Genomic DNA, 20,994 nt, shown 5'->3' with positions numbered 1-20,994 from the left:
GTTCGGGTAAATTGCCAACGAAAGTTTAAGTTAAGAGATCAAATAAAAGGTTTTAGACGAAATATCACTTTGAGCTTGTGTTTAACCTTTTTGTTGAAAAGGTCAAATATTTTGTTTTTATAGGCTACAGCCTTCTTCATTTGTGCTTAAAATACTTATTTTTGTGAGGGAATAATAAAAATAGTATTATGGCAAAGCGTAATTATGTTTCAAATTCTACGGAATCTACGCGCATGTTCAAAAATGACTTTTTAGAGTCTTTGACGAAAGTGCATTGGAGTGTACCTCTGATTTTCTATGTACCCGTAGTGATTTTCTTTTCGTATAAAGCTCTGGTTTGGGGAGAGGTTTCCCTATTGACATATATTGGATACTTTGTTTTTGGCCTGGCATTTTGGACAGCATTTGAATATGCGCTCCACCGTTGGGTATTCCATTTCCATCCCACATCAGAATGGGGTAAACGAATCGCTTTTATTTTTCACGGCGTACATCATGATTACCCAAGGGACCGGATGCGTTTGGTCATGCCGCTATCGGCAAGTATTCCCTTGGCAGCGCTGGTTTATTTTGGATTTACATTGTTCTTTTCAAACGAGTTTATCCTAGCTAGTTTTTTCTCTGGATTTATGGTTGGATACCTAATCTATGACGAATGCCATTATGCTATGCATCATGCTAATTTTAAGAGTGGTATTTTCAAACGGATTAAACAACACCATATGTTGCATCACTATTCGGATCCTGAAAAAGGTTTTGGTGTGAGTTCGTCGCTATGGGATGAAATCCTGCGTTCGGGTTTCGAGGAAAAAGAATCCAAAAAAGAATCGTCAACGCTTAAGGAAGAAAAAGCATAACACGGAATTTTGTATATCAAAAAACATCAAACCCCGTCATTAAACAATGACGGGGTTTGATGTTTTTTGACCTGAAGATTTAGTATCGTACGGTGCATCTACTCTTAATATCTTCTCTTGTAAGGCTATATAATGGTCTGCTAAGCATGAAAATTATCGAACTGAGAATATCATCGAATAGAAACCTGGTAGAAACCGCGTTCAAAGAAAGTCGTTTGTAAAGCAAATGACTTTTTATGCCAAATCCGATTGTTCAATTTTGGGTCGTCTTTTAAAGATACAAAATTATAAGGAACGACTTGCGGCCTTAAAAAAAAAGAAAAGATATATCTTTTTTAAAGATATAAATGGTTTATTTTCGTCTCTGTGATTGATCTAAACAAAAAAGATTTTGATTGAACATTAACCAAATGAAATACCGATATGATGAAGATACCATTTTGCCAGGTAGCCGGGCTATTTTTAATCGGCACGGGCTGTCTACCGACTTTTAGTCTACAGGCGCAGCAGTCAGCTACTGTCAAGCGCTTTTATATCAGTACAAAAGGCAGTGATCAAAATTCGGGAACAGCAACACGTCCCTTTGCTACTGCTGATGCAGCCCTTCGTGCCGCAGAAAAGTACAACAAGAATAAGACTATTTCAGGCATTGAAATTATTTTTAAAGGCGGAATCTATTACCTGGATAAACCAATACAGCTCTCAGCGGAATTATCCGGTAAACCGAAGCGTCCATTAAAGATAAAATCAGAGGGAAAACACGTTATTCTTAGTGGTGGAAGACCGCTGGAGTTAAGTTGGGAACAGGGCGAAAAAAATATCTGGAAAGCCAAGGTTCCAGTAGGCATCAGTTTCCAAAGCCTTTATGTAGGTAAAACAAAACTTGTGCGGGCACGTTATCCGAATTATGATGCCACTATTCTACCCTTTCAGGGCTATGCTGCAGATGCATTGAGTCCCGAACGTGTAAGTACCTGGCAAAATCCGATCGGCGGCATTGTGCACGCGCTACACGCGGGACGTTGGGGCGGCTTCCATTACCGTATTACCGGGAAAGATGGTGCGACAAAGGTCACACTCGAAGGTGGGGAACAGAACAACCGTCCAAGCAAAATGCACGAAACCTATCGTTTTGTCGAAAATATCCTTGAAGAGTTGGATACTTTCCAGGAATGGTATTTGGATAAGCAAACAGCGACATTATATTATATGCCCGAAAAGGGGGTAAATCCCAATCAATTAAATTTCGTAGCGCCACAGCTGGAAAATATAATAAACATTTCTGGTTCAGTATCCGATCCGGTGCGGAATATTGAAGTCAGCGGCCTGCATTTTACGCATACCGCGCCAACTTTTATGAAAACAGCCGAACCGCTCTTGCGTAGCGATTGGACCATCTACCGTCAGGGTGCGATCAAAATTGAAGGCGCTGAAAATTGTGTTCTCCATGATAACGAATTTATGGAATTGGGGGGGAATGCTATTTTCGTCAGTAATTATAACCGGGATGTGAAGATCCGAAGCAATCTGATCAATCAGATCGGCGCGGGAGCCATAAATTTTGTGGGTGATCCTGAAGCTGTGCGCTCAGCTGCGTTCCGGTACGAAAAATTTGTGCCACTTAGTCAGATGGACACCGTCAGAGGTCCAAAAAACAACAACTACCCCATGGACTGCGAAGCCAGTGACAATCTGATTCATCACATTGGCTTAATAGAAAAGCAGGTTGCTGGTGTACAGGTTTCGATGGCCGAGTCCTTACGTATTTTGAACAATACCATTTATAATGTGCCCCGTGCTGGTATCAATGTGGGTGATGGTACCTGGGGAGGTCATGAAATCGCCTACAATGATGTTTTTAATACCGTATTGGAAACTAGTGATCACGGTGCTTTTAATTCCTGGGGGCGCGATCGGTTTTGGCATCCTGATCGAAAAGAAATGGATGAACTGGCAGCAGCACATCCTAATTTGATCTTGCTGGATGCGGTCAAAACAACCAAGATTCATGACAATAGATTTCGCTGTGATCATGGATGGGATATTGATCTAGATGACGGCTCTTCCAATTATGAAATTTACAATAACCTTTGCTTAAGCGGCGGTTTGAAATTGCGGGAGGGCTTTTACCGAAAAGTATATAACAATGTAATGATCAATAACGGCTTTCATCCACATGTATGGTTTCAACATAGCCACGACATATTTCGAGATAATATTGTTATGCAGGCCCACCAGGATATTCAGGTCAAATACTGGGGGGAAGAAGTGGATGATAATCTGTACAGTAGGGCAGAAGATCTGCAAAAAGATCAGGCCAAGGGCGTGGAAAAGCACGGTCGTGTTATTGTCTTGAATTTTATTGATCCTGTTCATGGCGACTTTCGTCTGAAAGACTGGAACGGACAGGGATTTAAAAATTTTGATATGCTGCATTTTGGTGTGGTCAGCAAAAAATTAAAAGCCGTTGCTGCTGAACCGGAAATACCACATTTAATGCAATCCGGTACAAAAGAGCAGGGGCAAATTTGGGACTGGAAAGGCGGTCGGTTCAAATCTATTGAAAGTCTCGGGGAGCAGTCCGCAGCTGGATTACCGTCAATTGCCGGAGCCGTGCTGATTCAGTTGGATGAAAATAGTACGCTTTATAAAAGTGGTTTGCGCGTAGGCGATGTATTATTAGATTATCAGGGGGAAAAAATCGTGAATTTAATGGCTTTACAGCAAGCCGTTAAAAAGCATGTACATGCCGACCAGCCAGCACTTATTATTTTTAGAAACCAGCAACAACTTGAATTGAAGCTACAGCTTTAGTACATGCTTACGCACATAGCCACGACTTGTTGCTTTTTATAGCGGAGAGATCGGGACTATCCACTCCGCTGGGATAGCCCGATTTTTTTGTAATTTTATAGGTACAATTAATTTCTCTTACGATAAAAAATAAAAGCCCAATCGCGAAAGGTTTCAACCATAACTTAGAAATTGCTTAATTACTTCAATCCTAGAACTGACGCTATTAGACTTTTGCGCCCGCAAGGGTATAAAAAACAAGAGATTGTTGATAAACTTAATTTTACTTTTATTCCAAATTTCGCATTTTTCGGTTGATTATTTATTTTCCTTTTTCAATGCTGAGTTTTTTTATTTATCACAGTCTTTTGTATTTTTGAATAGAAGCCACAAGAAAGTCGGACAGCAAATCGGACCTAATTGTAAAAAGTATATATATTTCGTATAAAGACAAACCAAAGATTATATTTGGATGTCATAGATTTAAAACAGCATATAGCCAGATGAAACTTAGAGGAGATTTACAATTACGCAAATTAGGCGATGACCATATTTTAGTCTTTCCAGGACAGGATCAATTGGACGTGTCCAAAGTTTATACTTTTAATGAGACTGCTGTACAGATATGGCTGGAGCTTCAGGGTAAGGAATTTAATGTCGAAAGTGTAACGGCGGTATTGTTGGATTACTATGAAGTGGAAGAAATAGAAGCTGAAAAAGATGCAGCAAAATTGGTTAAGCAATTTGAAAAGCAAGGCTTTTTAATCTAATCATACCAAAACTACATTTGATTGTGTCGGTTGCTCCGCAAATTTTTTGATTTCGTATCTTTTTAATTCCAACGTAGATTCATTATTTGACGTTTACAATCAAGGCAAACGAATTCCCAATTGGTCGTTCGGATTGTGTAAATTTTTACATTTTGTCTGGACAATTATCTTTTTTTTGTCTTCTATAAAAAGATAATTTTTATTTTAAATCTATCTTGATTAAAGCATAACAGAAAAATAGTTGGAATTAAATAGAACGTTTTTATAAGAGAACAATTATTTTTTACATAATTGAGTTCTTATGAAAATAAGGCATGATATTGGACAATAAAAATTTAAATTGTACATTCAGATGGTAATAAGTTTTTCAGTGAATGAGCTAAAAAAAGATATATCATCCTGCCAGAGCATGCATTGATTATTGCGTGATCGGTAGCTGCTTAGCATATTTTATTATGATCACAACAAAGTATTTTAATTACAAACAGATCTTTAATCTTGCCGGGGTACACCTGATCTGGTTGACAGGATGGTGTTCATTGGTGGCGGTCATTTATTATTTTTTTAACTGGCAGTGGATGATTATCCCTTGGGTTCCATTGGCACTGATTGGTACAGCGGAGGCATTTTATGTAGGTTTTAAAAATAACCAGGCGTATGATAGGTTATGGGAGGCCCGAAAGATATGGGGTGCCATCGTCAACTCCAGTCGCGCATTAGGGGCTATGTTGTATGCATTTGATACAGAGCAAGGCGATCAGCACGACCTAAATGAAAGAAGAAAGAAAATGGCCTACCGCCATATTGCATGGCTATACCAGCTTCGGGAACAGCTCCTCATTCCTACGGAATGGGAACATATCAGTCTGAAGAGACATATCGGTGCATTGAATGTGAAGCGACATAGATTGATCAAGGCAGGGTTCCCGGATTATAGCCGTACCCCCATTTTTTTACATAAGTACCTCTCAACGGAAGAGTTTGAATCTCAGTCGACATATAAAAACTTTGCGACTTACCTAATCGCGCAACAGGCCAAAGATGTCAATACATTAAAAAATGACCAGCTGATTACCGATTTCAATCAGACACAGCTCCAGAACTGTCTCAATCAGTTTTACGATTTCCAGGGGCAGGCCGAACGAATAAAAAAGTTCCCCTCACCACGGCAGTTTGCCAGTACGGCTTTTGTATTTAACGTAATTCTAATTCTACTACTACCTTTGGGATTGGTCAATGAATTTGCGAAATTGGGCGACTGGGGGATCTGGACCAGTATTCCATTTTGTGTGGTTATTGGCTGGATCTATATCGTGATGGAACTAGTAGGAGATTATACCGAAAATCCTTTCGGCGGCCTAATGTTTGATATCCCCATGCTTTCGATTTGCCGTACTATTGAAATCGACCTGCTGCAGATGGTCGGCGAGGAAAACCTGCCGGAGCCTATAGCATCCAAGAACGGTGTTTTGGTTTAGCTCATAAGGCTCCTCCTTTAATTGGGCTACAGGAGAATAGTCGGCGTATTTTTTACCTCTGAAATCATAAAGGAACTATGCGTACTGGCGATATGCTGTAGGACGGTAAGCCTGTTCAGGATAAAGCTACGGTAGTCTTCCATATCCTGTACACAGATTTTTAGAATATAATCGTAATCTCCGCTGACATGGAAACATTCGGTCACGGCTTCCAAATCCATAACCTCTCGCTCAAACTGTTGGATGAATTCTTTTTTATGCTGTGTAAGCTTCACATGGCATAATACCATAAAATCTCTGCCCACCTTTCGCTTATCGAGCAGCGCAACGTATTTAGTAATAACACCCGTGTTTTCAAGCTTGCGCACTCGTTCATAGACTGCTGTGACAGACAATCCTAATCGATGTGCCAGTTCCTTGCTGGTCTGTTTGGCGTCCTCCTGTAGAAATTGCAACAATTTTTTATCTGTTTCATCAAACTGCATAGATAATTTTTTGGTTAAAAGGCGATAAGTTTAGCTGTTTTAGATATATTTTCTTTTGTAGTTGTAAATATTAGATTTATAATCTAATATACTTAAAAATTGTTGTAATACAACTTGAAAAAATCCAATTTTATAAATAAAAAATTAGGAAGCTTCCAGTTTTATTAAAAGCAAAATTGAATGCTCAGCAAATAAATCGGATAGCTTTTATAACCCTTAAAAACCAAATTATAAGCAGATGAAAGATTTTAATGCAGCAAATGAAATACAAGATTTGCAATATTTCGGGGAATTCGGCGGGGTAAATCCATCGATTTCGGATAGCTCTACCTATACTTTTCTTTCCGCCAAAACCATGTTCGATACGTTTGAAGGAAATGCAGAGGGTTGCTATTTATACTCCCGGCATTCCTCACCGATGAATTTGTATCTTGCACAGGCGCTGGCCAAGTTGGAGAATACGGCAGCAGCCAATGTGACAGCATCTGGGATGGGAGCTATTACCACAGTCTTGCTGCAGCTATGTAAAAGTGGTGACCATATTATCTCCAGCCGAACCATCTATGGGGGAACCTATGCTTTCCTGAAGAATTTTTTGCCTCCATTTCAAATTGAAACAAGCTTTGTTGACATCAACAATTTTGAGGCGATTGAGCAGGCGATAGGTCCCAAGACCAAAGTAATCTATTGTGAAAGCGTCAGTAATCCTTTATTGGAAGTGGCGGATTTAAGAAAGTTGGGTACAATATGTAAAAAGTATAATCTGAAACTTGTTGTGGACAATACGTTTTCACCCTTGTCAATTTCACCAGCTTTATTCGGCGCGGATATCGTCATTCATAGCCTGACCAAGTTTATCAATGGGAGCAGTGATACGGTGGGTGGTGTTTACTGCGGGACACAGGATTTTATTGATGCTACTAAAAATGTAAATTCTGGTGCTTGTATGCTGCTCGGTCCCACGATGGATAGTCTGCGCTCAGCCAGTATCCTTAAAAATCTAAGGACACTCCATATCCGCGTGAAGCAACATAGTCACAATGCACATTATCTCGCCGAACGTTTTGAACAGGATGGACTAAAAGTTTCATACCCTGGATTGGCCTCTCACAGACATCATGAATTGCTGAAGAATATGATGCATTCGGAATATGGCTTTGGAGGGATACTGACACTGGACGCCGGAACGACAGAAAAGGCCAATGAACTTATGGAACTGATGCAAACGGAAAATCTTGGATACCTGGCCGTAAGCCTTGGATTTTATAAAACTTTATTTTCGTGTTCGGGAAGTTCGACTTCATCTGAAATTCCGGAAGAAGAACGTCTGAGCATGGGAATCTCAGACGGATTGATCCGTTTTTCGATCGGACTGGACCATGATATAGACCGGACTTATCAGCGGATGAAAGCATGTATGATAAAGACGGGTGTGTTGATAACAAGATAGTTCACCAGAAAATAGCTTTGTATTGCCCAACGGAGAAGTTTCTAGTTTTACCTATGATGCCACGATGGACAAACAGATCATCCGCGAATTGCTGCAACATTATATTGAGATGACAGAGATGTGGAAGGTTGACCAAGAATTAGGCAATCGCTGCCGGGATATACTAGCGAAATTAATCCCGACACAAATTAGCGCCAAAACCGGACGTGTGATGGAGTGGATAGAAGATTATGCTGAAACGGAAGTACAGCACCGGCATGTATCCCATCTCTATGGCTTATATCCGAGCAGCGAAATTTCGATGCTACAGACACCAGCGCTTGCAGAAGCGGACAAGAAAACCCTTGTGAGCCGGGGCGATGGGGCGACGGGCTGGAGCTTAGCCTGGAAGATAAATATGTGGAACAGGCTGCATGACGGCAATCATTCGTATCTGCTTTTTCAGCATCTGATCAGTGATAAGACATTACCTAATCTTTTTGACTATCATCCGCCCTTTCAGATTGATGGCAATTTTGGCGTTACAGCGGCGCTCGCGGAAATGTGCCTGCAGAGCCATGTCAGGGACAAGGAGGAAAATTATATTATAGAACTTTTGCCGGCACTGGGGGATAAAATGCCCGACGGAAAGATAAAAGGATTGAAGGCTAGGGGAAATATAGAAGTGGATATCACTTGGGGAAAAGGTCAGCTAAAGCAGGCTGTCTTAAAGCCGAAATATCATGGAAATGTTGTAGTTCGTTATCGCAATAAGACGATCCAGCTCAAATCGGATGACAAGGGTCAGATCGACATTGGACCTGAATTATTTTAATAGCCAGTTAGCTGTGACTTTTTTGTTTTTCTATTGGGACTATTTGTTCGCGGGGGCGTCTTATGAAGTAGTGTATCAAAGTTTAATGGAGGGGATACACGTATAAATTCTTATTCGTATTAATTGATGTTTTAGGCCGCACAGTACCCGATGTACTGGCGGCCTATTTGTTAGCCGGCGCATACCACCGTTTTTATTGTCCAATTGTCAGGTGTTTGAATACAGCACGGATGCTCTCTAGTAGCGGCTTAAAAGGAAATAAACTAATTTTCATTTTTTTCGGGATAAATGGCTTCCTCAACCGTCATAAATAGATACTTTTCATAAAGTAAAGGTTTTTCATAGGTTAGTGTGAGGCCGCAGCAAATTCTCCGTTTGTGCGCTTATCCTGATCCATCTTACTCCCGATAAACCTTCAATAATGTATTCTTTAAAACCACAAAAATATCTGTGGGATAGCAGCTGTACACGCACACAATTTTAATTAAATGATTTGCGATAAAACAAAGAAATAACGAAGTTTACAATAGCGTATTTTTTCTGTTTATCATTCTTAAATTGCTTATAAATAAAAGAAGCGAAGGGGGGTAAACTGGAAAGAAATAGGCTAAACAATTGAATAGCCTATTTGTTAATCAGAAATATAGCCGAAATAACGATTTTCTCTTGGAAACGTAGAGCTACCGAAAAAAACAACCATATACAACTGAACTATGAAAACTGATTTTAATGCGCCTTTCTATCTAGAGGTGCGAAAATACTGGAAGACTGTCGCCCAGCAGGGGAAAACTATTGATCCTTTAACACTTCACCAGCAGCTGGAGGTTTATAGAAAGCTGTTCAATATATTTCAGGCCGGAGATTATTATTTTTTGCTCTTCGATATTTATAATGGAGACATTGCCGAGGCGGGTCCCGAAATGAGCGCGATGCTGGGATATAGCCCCGAAGAGATGGATTTACGCCTTTTTATGGATAGTATTCATCCAGCTGACATGCCTTATTTTATGAATTTTGAACAGTACATTACCTCATTCCTCAATACTGTTCCAATGGAAAAAATAACTCATTATAAATTCCAGTATGACTTGCGAATAAAGAGAAAGGATGGTAATTATCTCCGTATTTTACTTCAATATGTGATCATCGACTACGATGAGAATAATCTTTACCATAGTTTGCATGTGCATACAGACATCACGCATTTGCAAAAGCGGGGCAAACCAACTTGTTCGATAATCGGATTATATGGAGAGCCCTCACTGTATAATATTCCCGATGCAATAGCTGTAACTTTTGGGACGAAGCTCTTCACTGAGCGCGAAACAGAGGTGCTAAAAGGAATAGTCGAGGGCATGAATAGTCAGGAGATCGCCGACCGTCTGTACCTAAGTATTCATACAATCAATACGCACCGTAAAAATATCTTAGCGAAGGCGGGGGTCAAGACGCCCTTACAGTTGATCAAAAAAACAATTGAGGAAGGTTGGGTTTAGTGTGGGAAAGCGGTAAAAGATGATAATAGGAATTTAGGAAATACCTAAGGTCTGCACCAAAAGTGATCCAAGCGGTACGAATGCAATAAATTTTGAAATGGTATGACGGTATAGCGGATTAGATGATTTTTCCGTATGTTAGCCTGGACTGGGAAACCGGAGGAACGATTGTTTCTCCGGTTTTTTTGCTTTGAGATGGGATTTCGATTTCACTTTACTTAAATCCTATTTAGTTTGAAGTAACCTCTTTTTTTGCGGGATGACCTCTAAGTACAATCCTAGCAGCTCGCTTCCCATTGTTTTCCTTTGCTTTGGAGCTGATGGTATTAGTAGAACCCACGTTTACATTCGTTATCGTATTGGGTTCGGTCGACCTAATTTCTGATACCTTTGCAGGGCCAGATGTAGCAGTTCCCGTTCTTACGATCGAAACAGTTTTAGGATTATTCACTTGAGCATTTGATTTTACTGATGTGACCATGCTCACATGTGCTGTTCCACGCATAGTTACCTGCTTAGGTTTCTGGTGTTTTCCCCTTGAATCTCCGCCGGAGTTGCCATTATCGGTAGCGTTTCCATTTCCATTTGTATTACCGTTTACATTGATTCGCTTGGGTTCTTTAATTTGTACATCTTCCAAAATCACTTCTTCTATTTTAGGAGCTTTTTCCACCTTCACTTCTTCAAGCATTGGCGGTTTATTTTTCATTATTTTCTTGCTGTTCCTACTTGTCTTTTTTGGTTCTGGAAAATGTATTGTTTCTTCTGTTTGATGTGCAGGACTTTTCTTTGGCTTCATTGCAGGAGTCATTTCTCTTTTCGGAGGATCAAGCCGTTTGGATACCGCTTTTGGGGCACCCGGTTTTTTGGATGCAGGCGGAGTCATGGCCGGTTTCGCGGGTTCAGTTTTTTCTGTTTTGGCCGGAGTTGTTTTCTGCGCTTCGACATGGGTCGAAAACAGCAGGCTGATTGCTGTCGTCAGCAAGAGGGTAAGCGCAGGCATCAGCAGGAGCTTACGGCTGTTGGTTCTTTTCTGTAACATAATTAATCTTTTTTTTGTTGTTAAATAATTAAAATTACTGGCCGGTAATGCGTTTATATCGGGGGAGGCCATGCTCCACTGGATAATCAGATGTTGGTAACTGGTACGTTCATAAACCTGTACGACGGCATCATCTGCCAGGTATTCGTGGTTTTGTCGGACGGCCCTGTCGATTAGATAAACTAAGGGATTAAACCATAGGACAACGCGTGCGAACTGCATAACCACCACGTCTATCGAATGTCGCTGGTCTACATGTGCCTGCTCGTGCGCAATAATCGAAGCCGCAATCTCTCCTTGTAAATATGCTCTACGGGGAACATAGATCCGCCTGAGAAATGAGAAGGGAGTTTTGAGGCCATGAATGCTATAAATTGAAGCATTGTCAGTTGCAGATGCGCGGTGAATATAAATTAAGAACTTTTTATAGCTCAATATATACTTAATCAAAAGTACTACCGCGATCATTAGATAAACAAGGAAAATAGCTGTGCTGGTCGATATTATCGGTTCCTGTGAGACAGCGGCAGGGGCTGTGACGACAGCCTCCATATGCTCGGGAACTACTTCTGGCTGTAGGTCATTAAAATGAAAAAAATCAGGAATAAAAGATGGTAAGGCAGTTTGCAGCAAAGGCGCAAAAAGTGCGATCGGGATGATGGTAAGCAAATAAAATCGGTTAAAGACCAGAAGTTTTTGCTGTTGCAGAAGAAAAATATATACGAGATACAATAAACCCGAACAGGCGATCAATTTTCCCAAATACATAATCATGTCGCTTTATTTTTAATTTCTGAATCAATTATTTTTTTCAGTTCCTCCAATTGCTCTTTGGTCAACTGCGATCGCTTTGTGAAAAAAGAAGCAAATTTTAATGCTGAATTATCAAAATATGTTTCAACAATATCATTGACGTGTGCAAGATAATAACTGTCTTTGTCGAACAAGGGATAATACTCACGCGAATTACCATATAATACATACGATATAGCACCTTTTTCGGTCATCCGTTTTAATAATGTCGCAATTGTCGTTGGAGCGGGCTTGGGTTCGGGATAGGCTTCCATAATATCTTTCATAAAGGCCTTTTTCATGTCCCAGATGTATCCCATCAATTGTTCTTCAGTCGCTGATAATTTATTCATACTACAAATATAGAATATATTCTACATTATGTAGAATAAAAAATGTTAAAATTTGTTATTTGAATGTATTGTTTTGATTTTTAGTTTTTGTTGCCTGTGTAGAACAAATTGTTATAAAAAAAGAGAGTGGCGACTGCGAAAATAATTATCTGTCGGATACTGAGGAGGATTTATTTGAAATGCTGATGGAAAATCACGCGAGACTGCATATTGAACCTGGAATACTAAATGTTTATATTAGCGGTTTCTTTTTAGGGTTGGCATTGAAATATTCTTTTTTAAACTGGAACATCTGTGCCATTTTCTGTGCACGCCATTTGGCTTCGTCAGCTTTTTCACCCTTATATAGACGATCGACCGTCGCTTCAAACAAAAGGAGCCATTGGTCGAAATGTTTCGCCTCAATAGGTAGGGGGATATGGGGTGGAAATGGACTACCGAAGTAAGTATGTTCATCCAGGAGGATTGTCTGCCAGAAGCGATACATTTTTTCCAGATGTACGCTCCAATTGTCCTGTATGCGCTCCTGAAAAATGGGGCCAATGAGACTATCCGCGCGAACAGTAGTGTAAAACTGATCGACTAATATTTTAATGTCCTCAATGGTTTGGATGTCCTGCTTCATCGGATTGTTTACCTATTTTTTGTGAAACAGCTACCTGATAGGAAACCGCCACAGTCTGAATAATTATATAAATCTAGGGAGAATAATGGAGAATAGAATCAAGCTGATGTAAAGATGTATGTGAAACTTTTGTATTTTTCTTTTATTGTCAGTAATTTAATTACATATTTAGGGAGAACATATGGGAAAATATATGCTTTTTATCCTGTTTATGATGGGATGCTCCATTGCGCAGGCACAGATCACCGATATTTCAGTCAATAAAGAAAACTTTCAGTCTTCAGGTTTTCCGTTTAAAGGCAAACGGGTACTGCAGGTTGAACATATTCAGACTGTAAAGGAAGATAATTACATCATTTTTTCGAAAGAGGAGCGTGGAGCAGATCCGGACAAACTGTATGCACAGCAATTTCAGCGGATAGATGGTATGTGGGTACCAATAGTAGAAGAAACTATTCAAGAAGACGGAATTATTACTTCAGTCTGGGAATCGCGAAAAGCCTTTTTTGATGCAGATAAAGATGGAAAATTGGATGCGGTGTTTATCTATTCCAGACATCCCAAAGAGAATGTCGAAAAACAATTGAGCTGTATTGCCCTGATTTTATATAAAGGACAATTTTATCGGATGCGTGCAGAAGCGGAGGATGGATATAATAAGACCTCCTATTCGGACAACTACGCTTCTCTGCCTGCGGAGGTGAAAGAAAACGTGGAGCGTTATTGGGAAAACTTAGACAAAAGGTAGTCCACCGTCATATTGAACATAAAGACAAGAGGGCCTACCCAAAAATAGAATAGCTCTCCTGTCTTTGATTCTGCTTGTATCGCTACAGTCCTGTTTCGAATATTGAATACATAGGCTTGTTGGTGTTTTACTGAATGGAAGCCAATAGCTGTTTTTCCTCTTCTTCTTGTGTTTTTCCAATGACATACCGTGTGATGTTTTGATGTTTGATCTCATCAATTGTATGGATGACATCTTTTGTCCTTGCTTCTTTGCTCGGCTTAATCAGGACGATCATATCCTTACTGTTGGGCATGGAACTGATCTTTGCTTTCAATTGCACGAGCACCTGCGGTAAGGTTTTCTCGATATCGCTTGATTTCGCTGAAAAAGCAATGGGCTTCTTGAAGTCGCCATGATACCACATAAATTTTCCATTACCAAGGATTAATGTCGCTGTCCGGTTTTCGTCAATGAGTACCTGTGGGGTAGCCTCGCCCTTTGTTTTGTCTGGCATGGCAATATCCATTGCTGCAGGCTTGTTTAAGGTTGTGGTCAGCATGAAAAAGGTGATCAAAAGAAAAGCAAGGTCTACCATCGCTGTCAGATCTACCTTTGGAGCCATTTTCCGGGTTCTAACTTTTTTCTTTCCGCTTTCTTGTGTTTTTTGGTTTAATTCTGCCATGATGCTCGGTCTTTAGGTTATAACTCTTGTTCATTCTCATTTATATGATGATCAAGAGTGGACTATTCCATAGTTTTTTTGACAATTAAAAGCGTTTTCTTTCTTTGTTTTTTTAGGCGATTCTGTTACAATAGGTTAGGGATCGTCTAGTAGAAGACGAATGATTAAGATTAACCAGTGTTAACAATGGATTTATAATGATACTATCTACTATAGTTGGCAATTTGTCTTCTCTGGTACGGTTGTCACAAAAAGTTGAGGCCATCATAAAATCATTGTGGTGGTTATATAATACAGACAGGTTGCTGTGGCTGTTTGGCTAGAAACATGTTTTCGGTACGGGAAATGAAATCAAAAAGATTAGTAACTTGCCAATAAAAAATATGGATCAGGATAAGGGACTTGTCTATACAGATATTGCATCTCCGGTAGGGAGTATAAGACTTGTGGCGACCACGCGTGGTCTTACGGCAGTACTATGGGAAGGTGAGGACTATACCCGTACAAAGCTGTACATGCCGAATAGAAATGATCAGGCGCCTATACTTTTACTCGCGCAACAGCAACTTATGGAGTATTTTAATCGCAAGCGTACTGTGTTTGATCTGCCGCTGGATATGCAGGGAACTCCCTTTCAGCTTAAGGTGTGGGAAGCTTTGCTCGCTATTCCTTATGGCCAAACAAAGACCTATGGGGATCTGGCGCGCCAGCTTGGCGATATCAAAGCTGTACGCGCAGTCGGTGGTGCATTGAACAAAAATCCGATATCCATTATTGTGCCCTGTCATCGGGTGATCGGTGGGAACGGTAAGCTGGTTGGTTTTGCAGGAGGCCTAAAAAATAAATCTATTCTTATTGATCTGGAAATGAAAGATCGGACTCCCACATTGTTTGATTAAATTCATATCTTAACCTATACCCAGCCCTCCTTTATAGCCTTGGTTATCAGGTCTACAGGTGTCTTTACTCCAGCTTTTGCAAGAATATTTTTGCGATGAGAATTCACGGTGTGAAGACTTATGCATAGTTCGTCAGCGATCGATTTGCTCATCTTGCCCTCAACAATACATTTTAAAATTTCTCGTTCTCGCCTTGTAAATATATCATAGGATTTTGTGAATGCTTGATCAAGTTGAATATTGAAAAAAGAGGGCTCGTCATCAAGTCCAATAAGCGAGAAACAGGGCTTTCCTTCTTGTTTTATATGGGATATGTCGGTATGCAGAGAGAGGGTCCGATAGAAGTTTCTTTCGTCATAATCTATCTGAATGGCTTGATGCAGGATCCTAATATACTGCCCATCTTTTCTTTTGATCCTGATATCATACTGAACCTTATAGTTCTTTACTTTTTCATAAGGTAAACTCTTAAAAAACTCTACGACTTTATATTCAAAGTTGAGGAAATAAGGTTTGTCGTCAGGATGGATGCGTTCCATGAAGAGTGGAAGAGAAAGCTCCTCTGGTTTATATCCGAGAAGATTTTCGCTTCCTTCGCTGACAATCTCGAGATCCCCAGTATACATATTGAACACTATATAATAGAAACTACCGGCTTGAAATATATTTAATAAGCGTTTATGAAATTCGATCTGTTGTTGTAATTGATAACTATCCGCTGTTTTCTCGATGTCCACAACTGTCTTCCAGAACTTCTTTGCGGTCAGGTAATATTTGGATTGGGATGACTCCATAAAAGTTAATCGGTTAATTGCATAAAGCTACAAAAAGTACAAGAATACCTAAATGAAAAGACTCCGATTTTTTTTTAAAGGGATTTATCGCGTCCCACATCCCCGTGCAATAATCCGCAATGATAAAGTTCGAACGCCGGCCAGCGCTTCTGGTTCGAATCCTGATAGAATGCAAAAAGCCTTTCATTGCTGAAAGGCTTTTTCTGCGGAGAGTGAGGGATTCGAACCCCCGAACCTGTGACAGTTAACGGTTTTCAAGACCGCCGCATTCGACCACTCTGCCAACTCTCCGCGACAAAAGTAGAAATTCTGAACAGATTTACAAAACTTATTTTACATTTTTCTTTGTTAACGGATCCTGTCGGATGTCTTTTGAATAAAACAGTCTTGAAAACCAGTTGTTTATTGATGGTATTTTTATGAACTTTATACACTGCTTAAATAAGCAGGAGTATGGGGCTCTGCAGATAGAGTCATATCTATCTCTGAAAAGCTCCCTGCTGAGTATATACAGTGGGAAAGTATAGACTATTTTTTGTGTCATTTGGATTTACGGGATAATGCATAATCAAATTCCTATCATATGTGATTTTAGATAACTCGAAAAAATTGTTGAATCCATTACACCTCAATCCGGCCAATTGTATGGTCTTAGAGGATGATATTTACGTTTGTTTTTAATTTGAGAAAAACAGGATTATATGAAGTATAAAAATTTAAGTAGTTACTTGAATATTTTCTATTGCTTATTGATAGTCCGCAATGCTTTTTTAATAATGTAATTAGTCTCTTTTGTTCCGCTTTCTTTTTCCCAAAGCTCACAGAGTTCCTTTACAAAATCCGGACAGGTTTTACTGGCATCATTCAGCCAATTACCAACGCTGTCCTGTACATATTTTGCAGGGTCGGATTTCAACGGCTCCAAGACGGGTAAACCCAATAGAGGATTTTGTTTCAACAACTCAATATGCGTACACCATACGCCACGGGGTCTGGTTGCTTCCGTGGCGAACCGTCTTATATTTTCATCTTCGCTGGTTGTCCATTCTGCAAGAATGGCAACGCTATTTTCTAAATCCCCGTTTATTTTATTCCTAACAGCGATCCAACTGATTTCCCTTACGCCAAAATGTTTGTCTGCCGAAAAGAATCGGATTTCATTAAGGGTTTCGGTTATATTCAGATTTTCATTTTTTCCGATGGCGTAGGTCGCCCAACAACGAACGAGGTCGGCAGTATGATTTGACATAATTGCCAAAAATTCCTTATCGTCTTCTTGCGCCACTTGCTCAAAAAGCCCTGTTCCGATAGCTTCGTTTACCGTGTTTACGGTCTGCTTTTTAAGTTGACCTATTTTAGACAGAACAGATTTTAAATAACTCGTTCTTTTGTGCTGTTTCAGCAAGTTTTCAAGCAGAATTTTTTGGTCAACCGCCAACCATTCCACAAGGTTGGCGGTTTCAATCTCACCACGGTTTAGCTGTGCTAAAATATCTATCGGAATATCCTTTGCACTTCTTGCTCCTTTTCTTTTTACTCCATTCATAATTGTTCAATCAGTTCTTGAATATCTATCCTGTTCATATAGTTGGTGTCAATAAACCTGTATGTGATATTTCCATTGGTATCTATTACGAAAACTGCAGGGATAGGCAGTTCGTTTTTATCGGTCTCATTGTATTCTGATAAGTCAATTCCCAGATTACCGTAAGTCGGGATTATGAAGTCCTGAAGCCCAAACGAAATACCGAGCTGTTTGGCCAAAACATTTTCTTTGTCCGTCAATAACTCAAAACTTAAATGATGGTCGTTTTTCAATTCTTTGCTGTAGTCGGAGGTTTGGGGAGAAATTGCCACAAGTGTTGCATTTCTGTCGGTAATCTGTCTGAGGTTGTCCCGTAATGCTTTCAATTCGAGGTTGCAGTAAGGACACCAACTGCCACGAAAAAAAGCCGCAATTACTTTCCCTTTTTTTAGAAGTTCCTTTAACGCGATTGTTTCATTATTTGTATTTGGCAAGATGAAATCAGGAAATTTCTCGCCGGTTCTGATACTGCGTTCCCCTATGCCTTTTGCTTTGAAGTCTTGAATGGATTTGCCAAATACTTCTAAAACTTCTGTCGGAAGTTGTTTTGCTAAATTTCTATTTAGTTCTTCAATCTGCTGTGCTAAATTTTTCATATTTTGTTTACTATTTTTGCAAAGTTTTGAAAGTAAATTCAGAATCACAATACCGCATTTAATTACCCCTATGGGATAAAAAAGTCAATTTTATGAAAACAAAGGAACTAGCGATAGAAGAAAAGATTTGCCCATTGGAATTTGCTGTAAATGCCATTAGCGGCAAATGGAAAGTTCCGATTGTATGGCGCATAAACCAGGGTGAAAAACGTCCGAGCGAAATGTTGCGGGGTATTGCCAAAGTAGATAGACGGGTTTTAAACCAGCACCTAAAAGAGTTGGAGCAAGACGGGATTTTAAGCAAAAAAATCTTCAATGAATTACCGCCCCGTGTTGAATATTCACTTACGCCATTGGGTGAAAAATTAGTGGACGTGCTTTGGAAATTGAACGATTGGGGAAAAGTCCTATTGGAACATTCCAATGAGGAATAGTTGTATCGAAGTATTTTCATACTATACAACCATTGATTTTACTTTTGCCTAATGTCACGCGTGAATCCATTGTCGGTATTTATCACTTCCCACATCCCCTTGCTATAATCCGCGATGATAAGGGTCGAACCCCGGCCAGCGCTTCTGGTTCGAATCCGAATGCAACGAAAAAAGCCTTTCATTTCTGAAGGGCTTTTACTGCAGAAAGTGAGTGATTTATCGCGTCCCACATCCGCTTGTTATAACCCGCGATGATAAAGTTCGAACCCCGGCCAGCGCTTCTGGTTCGAATCCGAATGCAACGAAAAAAGCCTTTCATTGCTGAAAGGCTTTTTCTGCGGAGAGTGAGGGATTCGAACCCCCGAACCTGTGACAGTTAACGGTTTTCAAGACCGCCGCATTCGACCACTCTGCCAACTCTCCGCGACAAAAGTAGAAATTCTGAATAGATTTGCAAAACTTATTTTTGCGACGATGTCTTATGGTTTGAAAATGAGCTAGATTATTTTAAAAATACTACGCTGGGATAATTTCAAGGCAGTGTTTTTTGATATTCGCAGCTATTTTATCGATAGGTAGATCGTCCTGGTCTATACCAAAGGGCTCCTCTATAGATTCTCCGATCAACTCGAGTGAAGCTAACACATACAGGATAAACGGAACGGCAACAACAACAAAATATCCGATTGAAAAAACATAGCCTACGGGAAGTGTCATCGTATAGAAGATGATGAACTTCTTAATAAACGCACTATATGCTAATGGTATTGGCGTATTCTTAATCCGCTCACAGGCGCCACAAACATTGGTCATGGACACCAGCTCTTCGTTGAGTATGATCAATTGGTCTCCACTGACTATACCTTCCTTATAGAGCTGGTTTATCTTCTGAAAAATCATATTGGAAACCTGATTCGGACCATGTTTCTTGTTGTCCAATGATTTAAGTTCGGGATGCTCATTTTCATCGAGCATAAATTTGGTGTAGTCGGATCGCAAAAAATCGTACAAGGTTTCTGCGAAGAGCGGGATACTTTTTCGAAAGAAGCTACGGTTGACCTTGTCTTCTTCATCAAGAATGGCGTTGAGCTTATACGCAAAGGCCCGACTGACATTCGTCAACGTGCCCCATTGCTTGCGGGCCTCCCACCAACGGTCATAAGCTGTGTTCGTCCTAAAGACTAATAGTAAAGAGATGACGAAACCTAATAGATTATGAACAATCGTAATATTTTTGACCCAACTCCGCTCACTTAATTTGAGGTATTCCAGCTCAAGGTACGCAATACCCCATGAGTAGATAGCGATTAAAATAAGAAATGGTAACAGTTTTTTAAAAGTGTCTGATTTATGTAATTTGAAAGTTGCTGAAAGCCAGTCTTTAGGGTTGTATACGATCATATACAAAAATATAAATTGTTACGAAAATTTTGCGAGTTAATTGCGATTCCCGTAACTTCATCCTGTATGCCGCAACAGCAATCGAAACGAACGAAAACCGCTAGGAAGAAACAGCAACCTCAGGAAACCAGATGGATCTGGATGATCGTGGGAATGCTTGTGTTTTTCTTAGGGCTTGTTGCCTGGCATTATAAAGCTGGAATTATCTACTACTTCCGCGTAGCAACATCCAAAAATAAAGCGCTGGCGAAGGAGGCTAAATATGATATTCGAAACATCGAAATAATGAGTAAGCACGATGATAAGGTCTTTGGTATTGATGTTTCGACCTATCAGGAAGATATTGATTGGCAGAAAGTGAATACGATCAACGACCAATTTCCTATCGACTTTGTATTTATCCGGGCAACAATGGGGGAGAAAGGGGTAGATGATAAATTTAGTCGCAATTGGTCCAAAATACATAATCGGGCAATTTTACGGGGTGCATATCACTACTTTAGGCCTAATGAAAATTCGGTTAAACAAGCAAAGAATTTCATTCGGAAAGTAAGACTCAATCCAGGTGATCTACCTCCTGTACTAGATATCGAAGAACATCCGAAACAGCAATCCATGGATAGTTTGAAAGTGGGATTAAAACGCTGGCTCGATGAGGTGGAAGCGCATTATAAAGTTAAACCCATCCTGTACTCCGGAGATAAATTCTATAGTGATTTTTTGGAAAAGGAATTCGCGAATTATACCCTCTGGATCGCGAACTACAATTTTTGGATCGAAAATCCAAAAGACCATTGGGCATTTTGGCAGTTTTCGGAAAAAGGCACAGTAACCGGTATCCGTGGAAATGTCGATTTGAATATCTATAATGGTAAAATAACGGAATTGGAAAAATTACTTATCCCCTTTAAATAGTAA

The 20,994-nt window shown here is 39.9% G+C and carries 20 protein-coding genes, 2 tRNA genes and 1 pseudogene; 12 read left to right on the top strand and 11 right to left on the bottom strand.

Translation table 11 applies throughout. From position 1 onward, the window contains the following. Positions 1-188 precede the first annotated feature (188 nt). The 4 genes from BWD42_RS16550 (at position 189) to BWD42_RS16535 (ending at position 5,898) form a co-directional block, all read left to right on the top strand. Positions 189-857 carry a sterol desaturase family protein gene (locus BWD42_RS16550; RefSeq protein ID WP_254846256.1) on the top strand — a complete coding sequence of 223 codons (669 nt, stop codon included), beginning with the start codon at positions 189-191 and terminating at the stop codon, positions 855-857. A 423-nt stretch (positions 858-1,280) separates the two neighbouring features. Next, positions 1,281-3,671: a peptide-binding protein gene (locus BWD42_RS16545; RefSeq protein WP_139351193.1), complete on the top strand. Its 2,391-nt coding sequence runs from the start codon at positions 1,281-1,283 to the stop codon at positions 3,669-3,671. Between the two features lie 482 nt (positions 3,672-4,153). After that, on the top strand, positions 4,154-4,420 hold the full coding sequence (locus BWD42_RS16540; protein ID WP_077437510.1) for a PqqD family protein: 267 nt from the start codon (positions 4,154-4,156) through the stop codon (positions 4,418-4,420). Positions 4,421-4,875: 455 nt separating this feature from the next. Further along, the gene (locus BWD42_RS16535) at positions 4,876-5,898 is read left to right on the top strand and encodes a bestrophin family protein (RefSeq protein ID WP_077437509.1); all 1,023 of its coding nucleotides are present in this window, start codon (positions 4,876-4,878) and stop codon (positions 5,896-5,898) included. A 26-nt stretch (positions 5,899-5,924) separates the two neighbouring features. Here the strand turns inward: BWD42_RS16535 and BWD42_RS16530 are convergent, their stop codons facing one another. After that, positions 5,925-6,383 (bottom strand): Lrp/AsnC family transcriptional regulator, encoded by a 459-nt coding sequence (locus BWD42_RS16530; RefSeq protein ID WP_077437508.1) that lies wholly within the window; start codon positions 6,381-6,383, stop codon positions 5,925-5,927. 238 nt (positions 6,384-6,621) lie between these two features. On the opposite strand from BWD42_RS16530, the gene BWD42_RS16525 reads away from it, so the two are divergent. The 4 genes and pseudogenes from BWD42_RS16525 (at position 6,622) to BWD42_RS16515 (ending at position 10,143) form a co-directional block, all read left to right on the top strand. Continuing rightward, entirely contained in the window at positions 6,622-7,833 is a 1,212-nt protein-coding gene (locus BWD42_RS16525) for an aminotransferase class I/II-fold pyridoxal phosphate-dependent enzyme (RefSeq protein WP_077437507.1), read from the top strand. Positions 7,834-7,843: 10 nt separating this feature from the next. After that, positions 7,844-8,365, top strand: a pseudogene (locus BWD42_RS25265) (glycosyl hydrolase family 95 catalytic domain-containing protein); the annotation flags it as partial. A gap of 9 nt (positions 8,366-8,374) precedes the next feature. Continuing rightward, positions 8,375-8,647, top strand: coding sequence for a glycoside hydrolase family 95-like protein (locus BWD42_RS25260; protein ID WP_410528292.1), 273 nt, complete (start codon positions 8,375-8,377; stop codon positions 8,645-8,647). A gap of 713 nt (positions 8,648-9,360) precedes the next feature. Continuing rightward, positions 9,361-10,143, top strand: a complete 783-nt coding sequence (locus tag BWD42_RS16515) for a LuxR C-terminal-related transcriptional regulator (RefSeq protein ID WP_217700092.1) — start codon at positions 9,361-9,363, stop codon at positions 10,141-10,143. A 229-nt stretch (positions 10,144-10,372) separates the two neighbouring features. On the opposite strand, the gene BWD42_RS16510 is transcribed toward BWD42_RS16515, so the two are convergent. The 3 genes from BWD42_RS16510 to BWD42_RS16500 all read right to left on the bottom strand — a co-directional run bounded on the left by BWD42_RS16510 (position 10,373) and on the right by BWD42_RS16500 (position 12,955). Further along, entirely contained in the window at positions 10,373-11,959 is a 1,587-nt protein-coding gene (locus BWD42_RS16510; RefSeq protein ID WP_077437505.1) for a M56 family metallopeptidase, read from the bottom strand. Further along, on the bottom strand, positions 11,956-12,330 hold the full coding sequence (locus BWD42_RS16505; RefSeq protein WP_077437504.1) for a BlaI/MecI/CopY family transcriptional regulator: 375 nt from the start codon (positions 12,328-12,330) through the stop codon (positions 11,956-11,958). Before BWD42_RS16505 ends, BWD42_RS16510 begins: the two co-directional genes overlap by 4 nt. A gap of 232 nt (positions 12,331-12,562) precedes the next feature. Continuing rightward, positions 12,563-12,955: a group III truncated hemoglobin gene (locus BWD42_RS16500; protein WP_077437503.1), complete on the bottom strand. Its 393-nt coding sequence runs from the start codon at positions 12,953-12,955 to the stop codon at positions 12,563-12,565. 181 nt (positions 12,956-13,136) lie between these two features. On the opposite strand from BWD42_RS16500, the gene BWD42_RS16495 reads away from it, so the two are divergent. Further along, positions 13,137-13,703 carry a hypothetical protein gene (locus BWD42_RS16495; RefSeq protein WP_077437502.1) on the top strand — a complete coding sequence of 189 codons (567 nt, stop codon included), beginning with the start codon at positions 13,137-13,139 and terminating at the stop codon, positions 13,701-13,703. 127 nt (positions 13,704-13,830) lie between these two features. On the opposite strand, the gene BWD42_RS16490 is transcribed toward BWD42_RS16495, so the two are convergent. Further along, positions 13,831-14,367, bottom strand: coding sequence for an ExbD/TolR family protein (locus BWD42_RS16490; protein ID WP_077437501.1), 537 nt, complete (start codon positions 14,365-14,367; stop codon positions 13,831-13,833). Between the two features lie 383 nt (positions 14,368-14,750). Here BWD42_RS16490 and BWD42_RS16485 point away from each other — a divergent pair, with 383 nt between their 5' ends. Next, complete coding sequence (locus BWD42_RS16485) at positions 14,751-15,266, top strand: methylated-DNA--[protein]-cysteine S-methyltransferase (RefSeq protein ID WP_077437500.1); 516 nt, start codon at positions 14,751-14,753, stop codon at positions 15,264-15,266. 14 nt (positions 15,267-15,280) lie between these two features. Here the strand turns inward: BWD42_RS16485 and BWD42_RS16480 are convergent, their stop codons facing one another. From BWD42_RS16480 to BWD42_RS16465, 4 genes are all read right to left on the bottom strand, one after another. Beyond that, positions 15,281-16,060, bottom strand: a complete 780-nt coding sequence (locus BWD42_RS16480; protein ID WP_217700091.1) for a LuxR C-terminal-related transcriptional regulator — start codon at positions 16,058-16,060, stop codon at positions 15,281-15,283. 206 nt (positions 16,061-16,266) lie between these two features. Next, positions 16,267-16,351 (bottom strand) — tRNA-Ser (locus BWD42_RS16475). Positions 16,352-16,799: 448 nt separating this feature from the next. Next, positions 16,800-17,606 (bottom strand): DNA alkylation repair protein, encoded by an 807-nt coding sequence (locus BWD42_RS16470; protein ID WP_077437499.1) that lies wholly within the window; start codon positions 17,604-17,606, stop codon positions 16,800-16,802. Beyond that, positions 17,603-18,241, bottom strand: coding sequence for a peroxiredoxin-like family protein (locus BWD42_RS16465; RefSeq protein WP_077437498.1), 639 nt, complete (start codon positions 18,239-18,241; stop codon positions 17,603-17,605). The genes BWD42_RS16470 and BWD42_RS16465 overlap by 4 nt, the downstream gene beginning before the upstream one ends. 92 nt (positions 18,242-18,333) lie before the next feature. Here BWD42_RS16465 and BWD42_RS16460 point away from each other — a divergent pair, with 92 nt between their 5' ends. Further along, positions 18,334-18,675, top strand: coding sequence for a winged helix-turn-helix transcriptional regulator (locus BWD42_RS16460; protein WP_077437497.1), 342 nt, complete (start codon positions 18,334-18,336; stop codon positions 18,673-18,675). 338 nt (positions 18,676-19,013) lie between these two features. Here BWD42_RS16460 and BWD42_RS16455 read toward each other — a convergent pair. Further along, positions 19,014-19,098 (bottom strand) — tRNA-Ser (locus tag BWD42_RS16455). A 93-nt stretch (positions 19,099-19,191) separates the two neighbouring features. Continuing rightward, positions 19,192-20,076 carry a bestrophin family protein gene (locus BWD42_RS16450; protein ID WP_077437496.1) on the bottom strand — a complete coding sequence of 295 codons (885 nt, stop codon included), beginning with the start codon at positions 20,074-20,076 and terminating at the stop codon, positions 19,192-19,194. A gap of 66 nt (positions 20,077-20,142) precedes the next feature. Here BWD42_RS16450 and BWD42_RS16445 point away from each other — a divergent pair, with 66 nt between their 5' ends. Next, positions 20,143-20,991 carry a glycoside hydrolase family 25 protein gene (locus tag BWD42_RS16445; protein WP_077437495.1) on the top strand — a complete coding sequence of 283 codons (849 nt, stop codon included), beginning with the start codon at positions 20,143-20,145 and terminating at the stop codon, positions 20,989-20,991. The last annotated feature ends 3 nt before the right edge of the window (positions 20,992-20,994 follow it).

Source organism: Sphingobacterium sp. CZ-UAM, assembly GCF_002000245.1.
Classification (GTDB): domain Bacteria; phylum Bacteroidota; class Bacteroidia; order Sphingobacteriales; family Sphingobacteriaceae; genus Sphingobacterium.
The sequence above is the reverse complement of the archived record's forward strand: the minus strand, read 5'-3'. Positions and strand labels throughout refer to the sequence as shown.

What these genes read in the sequence shown, in the direction of transcription:
- BWD42_RS16550 (WP_254846256.1), top strand. Translation starts at nt 189, where the DNA reads ATGGCAAAGCGTAATTATGTTTCAAATTCTACGGAATCTACGCGCATG.
- BWD42_RS16490 (WP_077437501.1), bottom strand. Translation starts at nt 14,367, where the DNA reads ATGGCAGAATTAAACCAAAAAACACAAGAAAGCGGAAAGAAAAAAGTT.
- BWD42_RS16485 (WP_077437500.1), top strand. Translation starts at nt 14,751, where the DNA reads ATGGATCAGGATAAGGGACTTGTCTATACAGATATTGCATCTCCGGTA.
- BWD42_RS16510 (WP_077437505.1), bottom strand. Translation starts at nt 11,959, where the DNA reads ATGATTATGTATTTGGGAAAATTGATCGCCTGTTCGGGTTTATTGTAT.
- BWD42_RS25260 (WP_410528292.1), top strand. Translation starts at nt 8,375, where the DNA reads ATGTGCCTGCAGAGCCATGTCAGGGACAAGGAGGAAAATTATATTATA.
- BWD42_RS16445 (WP_077437495.1), top strand. Translation starts at nt 20,143, where the DNA reads ATGCCGCAACAGCAATCGAAACGAACGAAAACCGCTAGGAAGAAACAG.
- BWD42_RS16525 (WP_077437507.1), top strand. Translation starts at nt 6,622, where the DNA reads ATGAAAGATTTTAATGCAGCAAATGAAATACAAGATTTGCAATATTTC.
- BWD42_RS16480 (WP_217700091.1), bottom strand. Translation starts at nt 16,060, where the DNA reads ATGGAGTCATCCCAATCCAAATATTACCTGACCGCAAAGAAGTTCTGG.
- BWD42_RS16535 (WP_077437509.1), top strand. Translation starts at nt 4,876, where the DNA reads ATGATCACAACAAAGTATTTTAATTACAAACAGATCTTTAATCTTGCC.
- BWD42_RS16465 (WP_077437498.1), bottom strand. Translation starts at nt 18,241, where the DNA reads ATGAAAAATTTAGCACAGCAGATTGAAGAACTAAATAGAAATTTAGCA.
- BWD42_RS16505 (WP_077437504.1), bottom strand. Translation starts at nt 12,330, where the DNA reads ATGAATAAATTATCAGCGACTGAAGAACAATTGATGGGATACATCTGG.
- BWD42_RS16495 (WP_077437502.1), top strand. Translation starts at nt 13,137, where the DNA reads ATGGGAAAATATATGCTTTTTATCCTGTTTATGATGGGATGCTCCATT.
- BWD42_RS16530 (WP_077437508.1), bottom strand. Translation starts at nt 6,383, where the DNA reads ATGCAGTTTGATGAAACAGATAAAAAATTGTTGCAATTTCTACAGGAG.
- BWD42_RS16515 (WP_217700092.1), top strand. Translation starts at nt 9,361, where the DNA reads ATGAAAACTGATTTTAATGCGCCTTTCTATCTAGAGGTGCGAAAATAC.
- BWD42_RS16450 (WP_077437496.1), bottom strand. Translation starts at nt 20,076, where the DNA reads ATGATCGTATACAACCCTAAAGACTGGCTTTCAGCAACTTTCAAATTA.
- BWD42_RS16500 (WP_077437503.1), bottom strand. Translation starts at nt 12,955, where the DNA reads ATGAAGCAGGACATCCAAACCATTGAGGACATTAAAATATTAGTCGAT.
- BWD42_RS16545 (WP_139351193.1), top strand. Translation starts at nt 1,281, where the DNA reads ATGATGAAGATACCATTTTGCCAGGTAGCCGGGCTATTTTTAATCGGC.
- BWD42_RS16470 (WP_077437499.1), bottom strand. Translation starts at nt 17,606, where the DNA reads ATGAATGGAGTAAAAAGAAAAGGAGCAAGAAGTGCAAAGGATATTCCG.
- BWD42_RS16460 (WP_077437497.1), top strand. Translation starts at nt 18,334, where the DNA reads ATGAAAACAAAGGAACTAGCGATAGAAGAAAAGATTTGCCCATTGGAA.
- BWD42_RS16540 (WP_077437510.1), top strand. Translation starts at nt 4,154, where the DNA reads ATGAAACTTAGAGGAGATTTACAATTACGCAAATTAGGCGATGACCAT.